Source organism: Psychrobacter sp. AOP22-C1-C5 (assembly GCF_052378885.1).
Taxonomy (GTDB): Bacteria; Pseudomonadota; Gammaproteobacteria; order Pseudomonadales; family Moraxellaceae; genus Psychrobacter.
In genome coordinates, this window is the sequence record NZ_JBQSYC010000009.1 from 1 (window position 1) to 16121 (window position 16121).

The following is a 16121-nucleotide window of genomic DNA, read 5'->3' on the forward strand; positions in this document are numbered from 1 at the left end:
TTTGGTCTTATCAATGGTAGCGGATACGAGGGCACAGAAGATAATAAAAAACCGCTACGGTTGCGCGTTACCTAGAGGGCACTAAGCGTGACGGTTATGTTACGTCTTTTCCAAAAGATAATTCCCCAACTGTTTAAAATTAATATTGTTATAATATTAAAATCATTGCTAACCCACTTCACGCATAAACATACCTTTAAAATAACCTTCGTCAGCACCTATCTGTATTCTTTTATACACTCTTGAAGATCAGCTTATAATTTTGTCAGAAAAAACATGATCGGTTTCTTGAGTAATATGCGAGTCATAACCTAAAGTGCTGTGCCATTCGTTGCTATCGTCGTCTACGACAACTTCTTCTAGCATCAGATTTTGAGTATCTTCCTCTTGATATAATTCATTAAAGAACTGGCGAGCGAGCTTTACGGCTTGGGTGACTTCAATCATGTTTTGTACTCCAATTTAGCTTTTAATTTATTCTGAACTATATAGATGCGGTAGTGTGCTTCCTAAGCACCGTTTGCTGAGCTTAAATGGTGAGTAAAAAGTTAAACCTACGCTTCAATCCGTTCAGCTTCTACTCCACTATTTTGAGTGTAAACCGTAGGGTTATACAATCAGTAGCTAACGTTGTAGTTTTAGAAAATACCTCTGCTCCGTCTTCATCTTTTAATATAATACGTATGGCAGCCTTATCTTCAGAAAAAGCTCTACCGTACCCTTTTAGAGAGTTATCACTCAGTTGTTTATTCTCATAATATGTATTTGCTGAATGACAAGCTTCCTGCTCTTGAATTCTAAATAAATCTTTAAGGGCGGAGGATCTAAAATCTTCTTTAGTATGTCCAAGGAACGTTATAGTCGTGGCGCTAATGGGATAACCATTATCCACTACGACTTCTTTGTAAGGTATTGAGTCAATGAAGTCTTTATGATCTGGTTGCGGAACACCTTCTGCTTGTAGTGTCTGCCTTGCAGAATCTGCTGCTCTCTCACTCATATAGTCATTGTAATAGGGATAGCCTTTATATAGAGATAAGACAATCAGGATTAAGACGATAAATTTACTCATGCTTAGATAACCCTTTTAATGAGATGCGTTCCCTGCATCTTACGCCAAAATCAAACCTCCCCATCAACCACTACCCGCTTCTTCCCTGTCAACAACACTTGCATTAGCGCCTTTTTCTCTTGCTGTAAATCCGCCAGTTGCTGCTCAAGTAATTCGATTTCTTGATCGGCATTGGTTAATACGGTGGCGATTTTTTGTTGTTCATTAAGATTTAGAATTTTAAACACCATCTCAGACCCGACACCCCGATCGGCTCTACGCATTTTTGGTCCTGATGACTTGTTTACTTTAGATACGAACTTATCTGTTTGTACGAAGTGAAATAAATATTCATCAAGTAGCTTAAAAGCAGGTTTAAATACCCCTATTTCAATGAGGCAAACGCCCTCAAAATCTGGCCTAACATATTTTCTTAAATATGGGCGTAGTTTTCCAAACAATACACTTCCAGCTCTAAAATGATTTTTTATACTTACTAATTTTCTAGCATTCGTGCCTCCACTTATCCGACCTGACTCTTGATCTAAATGCTCTAGCTCAATATTGGTTGATTTGGGTGGTGGGTATTGCGGTGTCCTAGAGGTTTTAGATAAATAAATATTTTGGGAAATTGCGAATAGTTATAATGAGGTAATAATAGCAGGATCTATGGGGAATATCCGAAAATCATAAACACTTCGTGCTATGATTCTATAGAATATGACTTTTGTTTAATGAAGGATTTGATGCTGCTAAAAACTACAAGAGGACTTTGTATTATTGGGTTGATGATGTCATTAAGTACGGTTGCCACAGCAAGCGCCGAATCAAGTACAGGAAATACACTCAATACTGATACAGGATTTGTTCCTGAGTTTCCTGTTGAAGCAGCAATGGTAAACATTTTTACTCAACCGCGTATAGAACGTATTTCTACGGTAGTCGCAGGCGATTCTAAGCCAATGCATTTTTTTACAAAAACTACGAGAGGTAAAGATACTTTGTTTGAGGGTCTTCATCTTCACAATGCAACGATGCAGCAGTATATTTCCTCAGAATTAGCAGCACCTTTTGAATTCACCACTCAACACTACTTTACGTTAGATCATTTTAAAATATATGGTTTTACAGCAGATGATGGCGCTTATGTCATCAGTACAGACACGAATACGCTACCTAAAATGGCTAGTCCGGACGCTTCAAGTTATTGGGATCTTGATGAGACATACGACAGTAGTGATAAAAAACAACTGTTGTATAAGATAAAGAAGTATTGGACACTGACTCGTATAGATAATAAAACAGCATGGCTATGTATCAACCACTTCGAAGAGCCACTATTATCAAGTAACGAAAAAACTTTCTACTACTGCTATAGCATTGACGGACGGGGCAATCTATTGGGTTATCAGTTTGGTAGCACCCACCTTAAAGATGATGAAATGAAGCTTACAGACTATAACTCCAACGATGTAATCTATTATAAGATTCAACACATTGAATAAGCAAAGACGACAGATTAAATAGGTATTATCTAGCTATCTTTAGTTTGGTTTTTCACTAAAAAACCTTAATATTGTTTACTAAAATTTATGATATAGGTAATTATTATGACGTCCTTCGTCCTTCTTTAGCAAGTTTATACTTACCTCCTTCCTACTCGCCGTAACGGCAGGCGCTTTCGCCAGTAGTTATCTGTGCAACTATACTGCACGCATATATGAAGAAGACAAATACAATTCTAAAGGCGCATTTTTAGCGGCAGGTTATACCAATACATCGGTTGCCAATATCTTGTGTCAAGACCGCGCCAACTTTTATATCTATCCTTTAAAAGCAGACAGCGAAGATGAAAGCGACTGTATATTTAACGGCAGCGCTGAGCGTGCCACAATGCAGCGCTTTATTTCGGCGGGCAGTATTCTCACTTACGCAAAAAAGCCATCATTAATGACAATCCGTTGCTGAGCGTTGATGTCTATGACGATCATGTCGATATCCAGATCATTGAAGCAGATGATGCACCTGCCCAGAGTCGTATCCGTTGACCAATTATTGTTCATCAGATAAAGACAAGCAAGACACTAACAGTGGTCTCTATAAAAGTCTTAGAATGATGTACATTATTAGCTTTCATAGACAGCTGTACAGAAGTAAAGGCTTTAAACAACCAAAAAAAACCTTGACCACCAGAATTGTTTTTTAGTCATCTTGCTTATTACTTTTTGATTAAGGTATAGGCCACATTGGTATCATCCAATTGCACTAAAGAAGCAAGTCTGGCTGATAAAGGATCTCTATTCTCGATTGCCGTTAAGATCGCTTTGTGTCTTGGTAATGAATGAGTTTGTAAGTTAGGTCTTAGGCTGGTCAGCTGAATAGATTGTTGTAGAGGTAATACCAGCATTTTTGACATATAAGCGAGTAGGTCGTTATGTGTGGCCTTTGCAATAGCAAGATGAAACTCTATGTCAGGTTGCATAAATTCTTCCGCACTGGTTGCTCTCTCCATACCATCGTACGCTTTTTTGATCTGTGCAATATCGTCATCAGTTGCGGTGCTAGCAGCGATATAGGCCATTTCAGGCTCTAATACACGTCGCACGGTTGATAGGGTTTTAAAAAAATCGTTCTCTGGTGTGGATTCAATCAACCAAAATAGCACGTCTGGATCAAGCATATGCCATTCATCCTTGGGACGCACAACCGTACCGACTTTTGGACGTGAGTACGTCAAACCCTTAGAGTTTAGTACCCGTATAGCTTCACGAGAGACGGGCCGACTGACCTGAAACTCTTCACACAATTCATCTGAGGAAGGTAGTTTTTCGTTTTCAGGAAAATGACCAGAAACGATTTTTAGACCCAATTGTTGAACAATCAATGCATGTTGACTTTTGCTTGGAACAGGATTTTTGTAGTCGGCAGCGCTCATATCTTATCGTTACTCATATTTGACACTAGTATGTTATAGAAGACCTTATCAATAAACAAGTTCTTCTATTTTGCATAAACGAGTGCAAATATTTGAGTAAATTAAGGCATATCCTCAATTCAATCGATAATCATCTAAATGGACTAAAAATGGCTAAATTTTGCCAAACTGCGTCAAATAGCTAGGTAATATCTCGATATTATCTGTGCTATTTTCCTTGTTTGACGGCGATTTATCTCATTTTTATCACCATTTTTGAAATGAGGACACGCCCTAGTGCGAATGACGGGGAACCTCGGAGCCGCGACAACCAACCAAAAAGTCGAAATCGCAGCCTTCATCGGCTTGCAGCACATGCTTGACATAAAGTTCACGATAGCCGCCGATAAAGTTGGGTTTTGGTGGTTCTGGTAAATTCGCCAGGCGCTGCTGTAGCTCTTCATCGCTAACATCTAAATGTAATCTACCAGCATACGCATCAAGCTCAATAAAGTCACCATTTTGCACAGCAGCTAACGGCCCGCCTGCCCTTGCTTCTGGTGCCACATGTAACACCACGGTACCGTACGCCGTACCACTCATACGAGCATCAGAAATCCGTAGCATATCTGTAATTCCTTTTGCGAGGATTTTGGGTGGTAAGCCCATATTTCCAACTTCCGCCATGCCTGGGTATCCCTTAGGCCCTGCATTTTTTAATACTAAAACACAGGTTTCATCGACATCCAAATCTGGATCTACAATACGTGCTTTATAATCATCAAGGTCTTCAAATACCACGGCCCGACCACGATGTTTCATCAATTTTTGTGATGCAGCAGAAGGTTTGAGCACAGCGCCTTTTGGTGCCAAATTTCCATGCAAGATACACATGCCGCCATCCTTACTCAAAGGATTATCAATTTGGCGAATGACCTCATCGTCATAAATAGGCGAATTTTGGCAGTTCTCCCAGATACTTTGTCCATTGGCCGTCAACGCTTGTGGGTGTGGCAACAAATTGTGCTCGCCCATACGACGCAATACAGCTGGTAGACCGCCGCTGTAATAAAACTCTTCCATCAAAAAACGCCCTGATGGCTGCAAATCAACAATGGTAGGCATCCCTCGTCCCACACGATTCCAGTCATCCATTTCCAAATCGACCCCAATCCGCCCAGCGATGGCTTTCAAATGAATCACCGCGTTGGTTGAACCGCCAATCGCGGCATTGACCCTAATTGCGTTCTCAAACGCTTCTTTAGTCAGAATTTTAGATAAGGTGAGATCTTCTTTGACCATATCAACAATGCGCATACCTGATAAATGTGCCAAAACATAACGCCGTGAATCCACTGCAGGAATGGCGGCATTATGGGGTAAAGAAGTGCCTAATGCTTCAGCCATACACGCCATGGTAGAGGCAGTACCCATCGTATTACACGTACCCGCTGAACGAGACATCCCCGACTCAGCAGATAAAAATTCGTTAAGATCAATCTTGCCAGCTTTTAGCTCTTCGTGCATTTGCCAGACGATGGTTCCCGCGCCAATGTCTTTGCCTTTGTGTTTGCCGTTTAGCATCGGTCCACCTGTGACCACAATGGCAGGAACATCACAACTGGCAGCCCCCATTAACAAGGCGGGTGTGGTTTTATCACAGCCTGTTAACAGTACGACACCATCCATCGGGTTACCGCGAATGGCTTCTTCTACATCCATACTCGCTAAATTACGCGTCAGCATAGCTGTTGGACGTAGGTTAGATTCCCCATTGGAGAAAACAGGAAATTCGACAGGATAGCCACCCGCCTCTAATATGCCCTTTTTGACATGCTCAGCAATTTTGCGGAAATGTGCATTACAAGGGGTCAATTCTGACCAAGTATTACAAATACCAATAATGGGTCTGCCATCAAACTCATGATCTGGAATGCCCTGATTCTTCATCCAACTGCGGTACATAAATCCATTTTTGTCAGCCGTTCCAAACCAAGCCGTTGAACGTAAAGGTTTCTTTTTCGACATCTCTATATCCTTATATAGTATTACTATTTAATATTTATCTATCAAAATACACTAAAAACAATCTATTTAAAAGGGTTGATATTTAAATAGTAATACTATATTTTAATTAGAGCTGTCTTAAATAATTTTAATTATCTAGGATAATCCCTTTAACTATGGAAAGTTTCTCTTTGGCATGACGCTTGAGAATTACCACATGGAACGTGGAGCCGGATATGGATTTCGAAAAGAACGTTATACGAACAGTGACCTATAAACTCATCCCTGCATTAATCATTCTTTATATTGTCGCGTATATTGACCGCGGTGCCGTTGGCTTTGCTCATCTTCATATGGGCGCAGATGTTGGTATTGGCGATGCGGCTTACGGATTTGGCGCCGGTTTATTCTTTATTGGTTATTTCATTTTTGAAGTGCCAAGCAACTTACTGCTGGCCAAGTTTGGTGCTCGTAAGTGGTTTACCCGAATTTTATTGACATGGGGACTTATCACCATGGCAATGGCGCTAATACAAGGCCCTAAGAGCTTTTATGCGCTCAGGTTCTTACTCGGCGTTGCTGAGGCAGGTTTTTTCCCTGGTGTTTTATATTTGATTACTCAATGGTTTCCAGTGCGTCACCGCGGAAAAATCATGGGGATGTTTGTGCTTTCTCAGCCAATTGCGATGGTGATCGCAGGCCCATTATCTGGTGCCCTATTGGGAATGGATGGTATGGCAAACCTACATGGCTGGCAGTGGCTGTTCATAGCGGTCGGTTTACCCGCTGTTATCCTTGCTTTACCTACTTATCTATATCTACCAGATGACATTAAAACGGCCAAGTGGTTGACAGATGCGCAAAAAAGCTGGTTACAGAATGAATTGATTAAAGATGAATCTGAATATGAGCAGACGCGACATGCAAACCCTTTACATGCGCTAAAAGATAAGCGTGTATTGATCTTGGCACTTTATTACCTGCCTGTCACATTGAGTATTTACGGTTTAAATTTGTGGCTACCAACCATTATCAAACAGTTCGGTGGTGGCAGCGATCTACGAGTTGGCTTCTTATCGAGTATTCCTTATATTTTTGGGGTTATTGGACTACTGATTATTCCACGCAGTAGTGACCGTTTAAATGACCGTTATGGCCATCTAGGTTTTCTTTATGCAGTAGGTGCGTTTGCTATGTTCTTAAGTGCTTGGCTAAGTTCGCCTGTTTTGCAATTGGTTGCCCTATCTACTGTCGCTTTTTGCTTATTCTCAACGACGGCAGTTTTCTGGACACTACCAGGCCGATTCTTGACAGGTACCAGTGCGGCAGCTGGTATTGCCTTGATCAACTCTGTGGGTAACTTGGGCGGTTATTTGGGACCTTATGGCATTGGCTTGTTAAAAGAGTACACAGGCAATATGGCAGCTGGCCTGTACTTCCTTTCTATTGTTATGGTTTTCGGTTTACTGCTAACGTATCTCGTCTATGCAAAGCTCGAAAAAAAGAAATCTCAAAAAATAAACGTTAGCGAACAAGCGTACTAAGGACATTGACTATGAACATCATTCAGTTTGAAAACAAGCATCAGCAGCGCGCTGTTGGCATTGTCGAAAATAATACCGTCAAACCAGTCAATCAGGTTGAAACGGTTCGAGACTTGGCGTTAATGGCTATCGAAAATAAGATGAGCCTAGATCAACAAATCGAGCAGCTGGGTTACACCAACGAAAGTTATGACTATTTAACGCTACTATCTGAACTAAAAGTACTGGCTCCTTTGGATCATCCAGATACCGCTCATTGTTTCGTATCCGGTACAGGTTTGACTCATTTAGGCTCTGCCGCTACCCGTGACAAAATGCACCAACAAGACTCAGCTGATGCTGCTTCAATAACGGATACCATGCGCATATTCCAATTAGGTATTGAAAATGGTAAACCCGCTGAAGGTGATGTGGGCGCGCAACCTGAATGGTTCTATAAAGGAGACGGCTCTATTGTGGTTCGCCCTGGTGCAGACTTACCCCTACCTGCTTTTGCAGAAGATGGTGGTGAGGAGCCTGAAATTGCAGGTTTGTATGTGATCGGTCCAGATTCAAAACCGTATCGAATTGGCTTTGCCATGGGTAATGAGTTTTCTGATCACATCATGGAGCGTCGAAACTACTTATATCTTGCGCATTCTAAATTACGTTTCTGTAGTTATGGGCCAGAGCTACGCACGGGTGAGCTTCCAAAACATTTGGTCGGTACCAGTCGCCTGCGACGTGATGGTGACGTGATCTGGGAAAAAGAGTTTTTATCAGGTGAAGACAATATGTGTCATAGCCTAGAGAATCTCGAGTATCACCATTTTAAATATCAGCAATTTTTAAAACCAGGTGATGTACATATTCACTACTTCGGTACGGCTACTCTCTCATTTGCAGACGGTATACAAACACAAGTGGGTGATGAATTCGAAATTGAAATAAAAGAATTTGGTCATCCTCTAAAAAATAAGATTGCACATACTCAACCTGAACTATCCATTGGTTCAGTTATAACACTCTAAGGAGAATACTATGGTTATTGGACATAATTTTATTGCAGGTCAACGCAGTGCGCTGGGCAGTAAAGTCTTACAAAGCTTTAATGCGACCACAGCAGAGGCTTTGGCTTATGAGTTCTATCAAGCCACCGAAGAAGAGGTCAATCAGGCTTGTGTAGCAGCCAGTGAAGCATTTAAAAGCTATCGCAATACGACACCTGAAAAGCGTGCTTTGTTTCTTGAAGCCATTGCCGATGAACTAGACGCTCTAGGACAAGACTTTCTTGAAGAAGCCTCACAAGAAACTGCTTTACCACTTGCACGCTTACAAGGTGAGCGCGGTCGTACTAGTGGTCAAATGCGTTTATTTGCTAAAGTACTACGCCGCGGTGACTATTTAGGTGCTCGTATCGATACTGCATTACCTGAACGTCAGCCTATACCACGTGTAGATTTACGTCAGGTTAAAATAGGTGTGGGTCCAGTTGCTGTCTTCGGGGCAAGTAATTTTCCTTTGGCCTTTTCAACAGCAGGCGGTGATACGGCTTCTGCTTTAGCTGCTGGCTGTCCAGTCGTTGTTAAAGCTCACAGTGGTCATATGGTGACGGCCGATCGAGTAGCACAAGCGATCGATAGGGCTGTTGCGAGCACCAATATGCCTAAAGGCGTGTTTAGTATGGTCTACGGCAATCGTGTTGGTGAAACGCTAGTAAAACACCCATTAATTCAAGCAGTAGGATTTACAGGCTCTTTGAAAGGTGGCCGTGCCTTGAGCGATATGGCAGCAGCGCGCCCAAACCCCATTCCGGTATTTGCCGAAATGAGCAGTATCAATCCAATGCTTATGCTTCCAGCAGCATTAAAAAACCGTGGTGCTCAAATTGCTCAAGACTTAGCGGATTCTGTTGTGATGGGCTGCGGGCAATTTTGTACCAACCCTGGTTTAATCATTGGGATTAAATCACCGGATTACAGCCAATTGCTTGAGGAACTAACCGACATTATCAATGTCAAACCTGCGCAAACCATGTTGAACGTAGGTACATTAAAAAGCTATGAATCGGGGCTGGAACATCTAATGGCGCATCAAGGAATCCAGCATTTAGCGGGGAAAACTCAACAAGGGAATCAGGCTCAACCTCAACTGTTTAAAGCAGACGTTGAATTGCTGCTTAACGGTGATCAATTGCTACAAGAAGAAGTCTTTGGTCCCGCTACGATAGTCATTGAAGTCACAGATAAGGCACAGCTGATTCAAGCACTCAGTAGCATGAACGGCCAACTGACAGCATCTTTAATTGGAGATGAAGCCGATTTTTCGGAATTCGCAGACGTTGTACCTATATTAGAGGAAAAAGCTGGACGCCTACTATTAAACGGTTATCCCACAGGCGTAGAGGTCTGCGAAGCGATGGTCCATGGTGGGCCTTACCCTGCAACTTCAGATCCACGCGGTACCTCGGTTGGGACACTGGCGATTGACCGTTATCTGCGCCCTGTGTGTTATCAAAACTATCCTCAAAGCCTGTTGCCAGAAGCACTAAAGGATGAGAATCCATTCAACATTCTGAGACTGGTTAACAGCGAGATGACTCGAAATAAAATTTAATGTAGACAAAAAGAGACCGTTAACTGGTCTCTTTTTTTGTTTTACTAGATAAGAGGTATTTATACTAATAACCTATGCTGAAACCTGAACCTTTCCCAAACCGCGTGCAACTTCTTACAACCCACAGTCTATAGCATGGGCTTCGATCGCATAAAATAATGTTGCCTGTTAATAAAACCCTAGTTTGCCTATCTTGTTTTATCCCCTCTCAATACTCTGTAAAACCTTGAACAGTAAGATTTATCGTCTATATTTATTATCCAATGCTGTCCGAAATTTCTTGTTCAACCCTATAAATCCCACGTGTTGTATAGAAAGTAGGAAGATAGCGAAGACACTATTCATTAAAAAATCACGTTGTAAAGTATAGAAAAAATCAATAAAATCAACGTTGGACTGAGTATCGGAGTATGCTCGTCTACAGTAGTATACTGACAATGGACAGCATATAAGAGTAAAGACATATGAAAAAAGTAGTGATAGCTTTGGGTGTGCTTTTACTAGGTCATACTGCAAGTGCCAGTACAGCAACGGATTGGACGCCCTATTTAAAACCAATGTTATCTGGGTGTGGCTATGTCAATCCTACTAAAGAACTACCGGCGCGTTATAAAGCTTCAATTACGAGTAAAAACATAAAGGGCGATTCAGGTTTTGAAGATGATGGACTGTATACGACTTATACTTTAAAAAATTCGATTGCCTTCGGTCAGCCATTAGTGAAAGTTGAATATCTACAAGGCCATGAGTGGTATCATCTAAAACTGTATTTTAAAGATGCTAAATTTAAAACATTGCGTTCGCAGTTTAAGTTACCGAAAATTGATGTAGATGAGGCCGAGTATACGAAGGTAGTAAAGAATGATAAAGAGGGTTATGAGATAAGAACCGAAGGATATCTTAACTTAATGTTTGATCAGAAACAAAAAACCATTACTTGTGAAGCGGGTCATTAATTTGAGCGATAGCCTCCTCTCAATATCTTGTTAGGCTTCTCACAGCGCAAAACGTTTTACATCATATTTATTAAAAAGGAGAAGATATTCATGTCTTTTCCTTTTTTTATAGTCGATTTACTTTAGAACCAAGACAGTGCTACTGGAATGAATGTTTCGCCGCCTTTGTATTAGCAGCACGCAAGTAAAATTTATACCAGTAGCACGTAGCCCTTAACCTATCGATTTTAAGTCGAATTGACTATAGTTCAATGAAAGTACATCACATTATGAGTGTCTTTACTTAAGAATACGCGTTCATTTGCCGTTCAATCAAACCTTTACAGCATGATTTGCGCCACGATAGCCGATCCTAAGAAAGTGCCAGCGTCAATAACTGTAAGACACCAAGTTTAACGATTTCTTCTAAGACGTACTCATTAAACGGGAACATTGATGAGCATAGGTTTGTATCAAGTGACTCAAAACCTTCTGTTACAACAACAGCCAACTTAAATGCAAATTTTTGATACGTTTAAAGTCAATATCATTAACCTTGTCCTGATCGCCTTGCCTAATATGTGACAAGTGTTTTATATAGCTTATTAATACTGTTTATTAATATCATCTCGATTGATATGGCTGATGAGCATTCATTATGCTTTAAGGCGCTAGATAATTACTGGTTGTTATAGTGATGTAAGGATAGCAAGGTCTCATGCGCTTGACAGATGCCATTCGCTAAAAATTCAATTATAGTAGATGGGTATAGGATTCATTTAAACAAACCAAAGGATTCAACCATGAAAACACTAGGATTATATGTTTTAGCAGGATTGGGTTTGAGCGCCTGTGCGACTGGTATGAACGGCGTAGCGACGGGCAATAACCAAAATAACGTGGTGACGCAGTATCCTATCGAGACCGCCATGCTGAACATTTATACCAAAGCGCGCAGTGAGAAATTGGTCGCTGTCGTTGGCAATCAAAGTGCCTCAGCAGACATCAAGGTCACACCCAAAGGCCGTATGATGTTCAATAATAAGCAAGTACAAGGGACCGAAATCAACACGGTCAATAAAGTAAACAACCAAGTCACCAATCAATCGGTCGCTATCAACTACTTTACCTTGAATCCCTTGGTATTCCATGGCTTTACGGACAGCACTGGTAAGTATTCATTATCAAACCAAACCACGACTATTCCTAAGATGGCAACGGTTGGTGCCTCTAGTAAATTGATCACTGAAAATGTATACGCCGACAGTAGCATGCGTAAAAAAATCGGAACGTATAACCAAGACTGGTCGTTAACGCGCGACAGCAATAACACGGCGTGGTTCTGTATAGAAACCTCAGGCAATCTGATGCTAAATTATGATCCTGAAGGTACTTCATCAGAGTGCTATAAGATAAATGCCCGTGGCGATATTTTAGACAGTAAGGTGACGATTAGTCAGCCGACCAACAACGGCACCAATACAGTGATATTTACTAGATAAGCTCTACGCATATGTTCGAAGGCTTCTCAGTTAGATAGCAACTGAGGCTATCTTATTATCAGTCCTAAACGCGAAAAGCATTGGCTTGTCATCATGGCAAACCAATGCTTTTTGGTCTCAATAAGAATAAAGTACAGTATGCCGCTAAGCTTCGCTATTACTATGGTCGATACCGAATAAAATGGATACACGACACTATACCGCGTGGCTGGTATAAATTTCTTTTGATTGACCTGACTATATTAGCAAAACTACTTCATAATAATCTGATTGTTGATGAGATAGCTTTAGCAAGAATATGTTTTGCATTTGAACAAAAATACTGGTCCTTGTCATCAGAATTTCACTAGCATACCTTTAGTATATCGATATAAGATTCATGAAAGCGATCACAAATAAGCAGGACACAAAATGAAAATAGGAGCTGAATATGAGTAAGGATAAAAAAACCATAGAGGATTATAGACATCTGGTCGCCAGTAAAGACATTACTGTCCACCTAACGCAAGACCAACAAGCGATGATATTAAAAACTTACGATTATGGATTAAATGCCATGACTGACATCGATGAGATGCTGCTGAGCGCAATCATTCGTCAACTCAAGACAGCGATTCATCCAGAAGCATAAACTGCATGTTTTACACTTTATCGCTGCCGCGCGTCTATATCCGTTTAGCAGCGATTTCATTGTGTTTTCTTAACGCTGACACTATTAATGAGCGCCTAAGCTTTGCTCAGCGTCAGGTTTGTCATGAACGCCAAACTTTTCTATCATTGCTTGGCTCGCTTCATTCAGCCCTATTAGCTCAACCTCAGTCCCTTCACGGCGAAACTTAATCATGACTTTGTCTATCGCGGCAACGGCAGTCACGTCCCAAAAATGTGCACGCGATACATCGATAATTACTTTGGATACGGATTCTTTAATATCAAACGACTCAATCAAGCGCTCTGAGGACGAGAAAAACACTTGCCCATCCACTCGATAATAACGCGTTCGTTCTGCTTCATCCAATTGCGTGTGCACACTCATATAACGTTCGATCTTATTGGCAAAGAATAGCGCTGACAGCAACACACCAATGAGCACTCCATACGCCAAGTTATGCGTCGCCACCACCACAGCAACGGTCGTAATCATGACAATATTGCTTTGCAGCGGCTTGGTTTTTAACTCTTTAAAAGAGCCCCAGTTAAAGGTACCAATCGATACCATAATCATCACAGCGACCAGCGCTGCCATTGGGATAATCTTTAACCAGTCGCTTAAGAACACCACCATTAATAGTAAAAACACCCCAGCCACCAAAGTAGAGAGACGCGTATAACCGCCAGATTTTACATTGATAATAGATTGACCAATCATCGCACAGCCTGCCATACCACCAAAGAAACCGCTTACCACGTTGGCAATGCCTTGACCTTTACACTCTTGGGTACGATCACCTTTGGTATCGGTTAAATCATCCACGATGGTCATGGTCATCATAGACTCAAGCAAACCGACGATCGCAAGACTGATGGAATATGGCAAAATAATCAGTAAGGTTTCTAGATTCAAAGGGATATCAGGCAATAAAAATATCGGCAACGTATCCGGCAGCTGACCCATATCATTGATGGTCCGCGCCTCTGCGCCTAACAGGATGGCTATCGCCGTCACCAGCACAATACTGACCAGTGGTGATGGAATCATCTTGCCGATTTTTGGAAGGTAGGGATAGCCATAGATAATCACTAGACCGAGAGCAACAAGCGCATAGACATGAACTAGGTTCGAGCCTGCTTGCGGCATCAGCTCCGGAATCTGAGACATAAAGATCAAAATCGCCAAGGCATTGATAAAGCCAAGGACGACAGATTGAGACACGTACTTCATCAAATTACCCAGCTTTAAATAACCAAAGATAATCTGTATGACGCCTGTCAAGACACTGGCTGCCAGCAAATACTGCAAACCATGGTCTTTAACCAGCGTGACCATGAGTAAAGCCATCGCACCTGTTGCGGCCGAAATCATCGCTGGACGACCACCGACGAAGCTAATCACGACGGCAATACAAAAGGATGCATAGAGTCCAACTTGGGGATCGACACCTGCAATGATAGAAAAAGCAATGGCTTCGGGAATAAGGGCTAACGCGACGACCATGCCAGCCAAGACATCGCCTCTGACATTGGACAACCAATGTTCTTTAATAGTATTTAACATGTTTCACTCAGTTCTTAGGAACTGCTTTAGTCTGCCAATAATCTCGATATCTAAAGTGAGATGTCTCTAAAATGAAAAGTCTGACACATTTTTAGCTAGGCAAGATGCCCATCAAATAATAGATGCAAAAATGTGAACTGTCATATTTAGCAAGTTATTATCATAACTGACTTTTAGCTGTCTACTGTGGATGATTTAATAGATAAATCGATTACAGATACAAACATGAAAGCAGTGCGTGCGTACAGGGATAAGCGTAAGACGCTTTATGATAGAGTCATTGCTATTGGGAGCAATTATTTACTGAGGAGGGGGTCGTACAATTAGATTGGCATATTCATCTTTATAGTAAAGTTTAAATCGATTGGCTACGTGACTGTCTTATTCAGGCGACTGTGCTGTTAAGAATCATCATGAAGCCTTTTAATTAACGGCTCCAATGTTAGCACACTAACAAAGTTAAAGTAAATCTTAAAAAATTTCGCTGTTTTGTAGGACTAAACGTAAGCATCACACGTTTATTGCTTTATTATAAAAAACCCTAAACCATCTTCAATGACGGCTTAGGGTTTAGGGTAAGCGAGAGTGCGTCAGTGATTAATCATCGATATCGGCAGCACTGACTTGGCTGCGAGTGATATTACCGTTCATGCTATCAACGACTACCTTATGAATCTGATTGCTTTTACCAATTTCAATTTTATAGACAGGTTTGCCAAAGTCCATATCAAAATCAGCTTCGAGCACTGTCCCTTTTAGCGTTTGATTGGCCTTTTTTATGGCTTGATTCAAGCTCACCTTAGCTTGCTTCATGGTATTGTATTCTGCTAAATCTTCTTTGTCCAAACGCTCTACGTCGCCTTTAATAACTTTACCCGTATTAGCGTTAACTTTGACTTCATGTTCGCTATTATTGGTGATGATCTTAATATCATAATATCCATTGGCCGTACGATCTTCTTGGTCGTAGTCCGCACTAATGACATCCCCTTTTACTGCTTTGGTCGCGATTGCCAATGCTTGTTCTAAGGTAATTTTGCTCTGTGCGGCTGCTTTTACTTCATTAATAGGTGCGGTAGCAGTAGCTGCTTGACCGACCGCAACAGTGGCCACACTGATACTGATAGCACCAACCGCGATTAAAAGAGGTTTACGTAACGTTGATATTTTTTTCATGATAGTGTCCTAAATGTTCCAAATAATTTGAAATCGATTATTTATTTAAATAATGTCATAAAGTCTGACAAACTTAACAATCTATTAATGTAAACTTGAATGATGACATAGAGTCTATCGTGATGTCTAAGTGAATTGTGCTGATAAAGCGTAACCAATGTGTCGCTTACCACAGTCAATCG

General features: G+C 41.2%; 14 protein-coding genes. 7 read left to right on the forward strand and 7 right to left on the reverse strand.

From position 1 onward, the window contains the following. Positions 1–249: 249 nt before the first annotated feature. From ACT3TH_RS11155 to ACT3TH_RS11165, 3 genes are all read right to left on the reverse strand, one after another. Complete coding sequence (locus ACT3TH_RS11155; protein ID WP_444755907.1) at positions 250–447, reverse strand: hypothetical protein; 198 nt, start codon at positions 445–447, stop codon at positions 250–252. Between the two features lie 130 nt (positions 448–577). Next, positions 578–1072, reverse strand: a complete 495-nt coding sequence (locus tag ACT3TH_RS11160; RefSeq protein ID WP_444755908.1) for a hypothetical protein — start codon at positions 1070–1072, stop codon at positions 578–580. Positions 1073–1122: 50 nt separating this feature from the next. Further along, on the reverse strand, positions 1123–1335 hold the full coding sequence (locus ACT3TH_RS11165; protein WP_444755909.1) for a hypothetical protein: 213 nt from the start codon (positions 1333–1335) through the stop codon (positions 1123–1125). 450 nt (positions 1336–1785) lie between these two features. On the opposite strand from ACT3TH_RS11165, the gene ACT3TH_RS11170 reads away from it, so the two are divergent. Beyond that, complete coding sequence (locus ACT3TH_RS11170; RefSeq protein ID WP_444755910.1) at positions 1786–2556, forward strand: hypothetical protein; 771 nt, start codon at positions 1786–1788, stop codon at positions 2554–2556. A gap of 713 nt (positions 2557–3269) precedes the next feature. Here the strand turns inward: ACT3TH_RS11170 and ACT3TH_RS11175 are convergent. Continuing rightward, positions 3270–3986, reverse strand: a complete 717-nt coding sequence (locus tag ACT3TH_RS11175) for a FadR/GntR family transcriptional regulator (RefSeq protein ID WP_444755911.1) — start codon at positions 3984–3986, stop codon at positions 3270–3272. Between the two features lie 273 nt (positions 3987–4259). Beyond that, the gene (locus tag ACT3TH_RS11180) at positions 4260–5993 is read right to left on the reverse strand and encodes an IlvD/Edd family dehydratase (RefSeq protein ID WP_444755912.1); all 1734 of its coding nucleotides are present in this window, start codon (positions 5991–5993) and stop codon (positions 4260–4262) included. 215 nt (positions 5994–6208) lie between these two features. Here ACT3TH_RS11180 and ACT3TH_RS11185 point away from each other — a divergent pair, with 215 nt between their 5' ends. From ACT3TH_RS11185 to ACT3TH_RS11210, 6 genes are all read left to right on the forward strand, one after another. Next, a complete protein-coding gene (locus ACT3TH_RS11185) occupies positions 6209–7516 on the forward strand; it encodes an MFS transporter (RefSeq protein ID WP_444755913.1) in 1308 nt (435 codons plus the stop codon). Positions 7517–7527: 11 nt separating this feature from the next. After that, positions 7528–8526: an AraD1 family protein gene (gene araD1, locus ACT3TH_RS11190; protein WP_444755914.1), complete on the forward strand. Its 999-nt coding sequence runs from the start codon at positions 7528–7530 to the stop codon at positions 8524–8526. Positions 8527–8536: 10 nt separating this feature from the next. Then, positions 8537–10111 carry an aldehyde dehydrogenase (NADP(+)) gene (locus ACT3TH_RS11195; RefSeq protein ID WP_444755915.1) on the forward strand — a complete coding sequence of 525 codons (1575 nt, stop codon included), beginning with the start codon at positions 8537–8539 and terminating at the stop codon, positions 10109–10111. 464 nt (positions 10112–10575) lie between these two features. Further along, complete coding sequence (locus ACT3TH_RS11200; RefSeq protein WP_444755916.1) at positions 10576–11067, forward strand: hypothetical protein; 492 nt, start codon at positions 10576–10578, stop codon at positions 11065–11067. Between the two features lie 782 nt (positions 11068–11849). Continuing rightward, positions 11850–12548: a hypothetical protein gene (locus ACT3TH_RS11205; RefSeq protein WP_444755917.1), complete on the forward strand. Its 699-nt coding sequence runs from the start codon at positions 11850–11852 to the stop codon at positions 12546–12548. 430 nt (positions 12549–12978) lie between these two features. Next, positions 12979–13179, forward strand: a complete 201-nt coding sequence (locus tag ACT3TH_RS11210; protein ID WP_444755918.1) for a hypothetical protein — start codon at positions 12979–12981, stop codon at positions 13177–13179. 84 nt (positions 13180–13263) lie between these two features. On the opposite strand, the gene ACT3TH_RS11215 is transcribed toward ACT3TH_RS11210, so the two are convergent. Both ACT3TH_RS11215 and ACT3TH_RS11220 read right to left on the reverse strand, forming a co-directional pair. Further along, complete coding sequence (locus ACT3TH_RS11215) at positions 13264–14763, reverse strand: SulP family inorganic anion transporter (protein ID WP_444755919.1); 1500 nt, start codon at positions 14761–14763, stop codon at positions 13264–13266. Positions 14764–15360: 597 nt separating this feature from the next. After that, positions 15361–15939, reverse strand: coding sequence for a PepSY domain-containing protein (locus tag ACT3TH_RS11220; protein ID WP_444755920.1), 579 nt, complete (start codon positions 15937–15939; stop codon positions 15361–15363). Positions 15940–16121 lie beyond the last annotated feature (182 nt).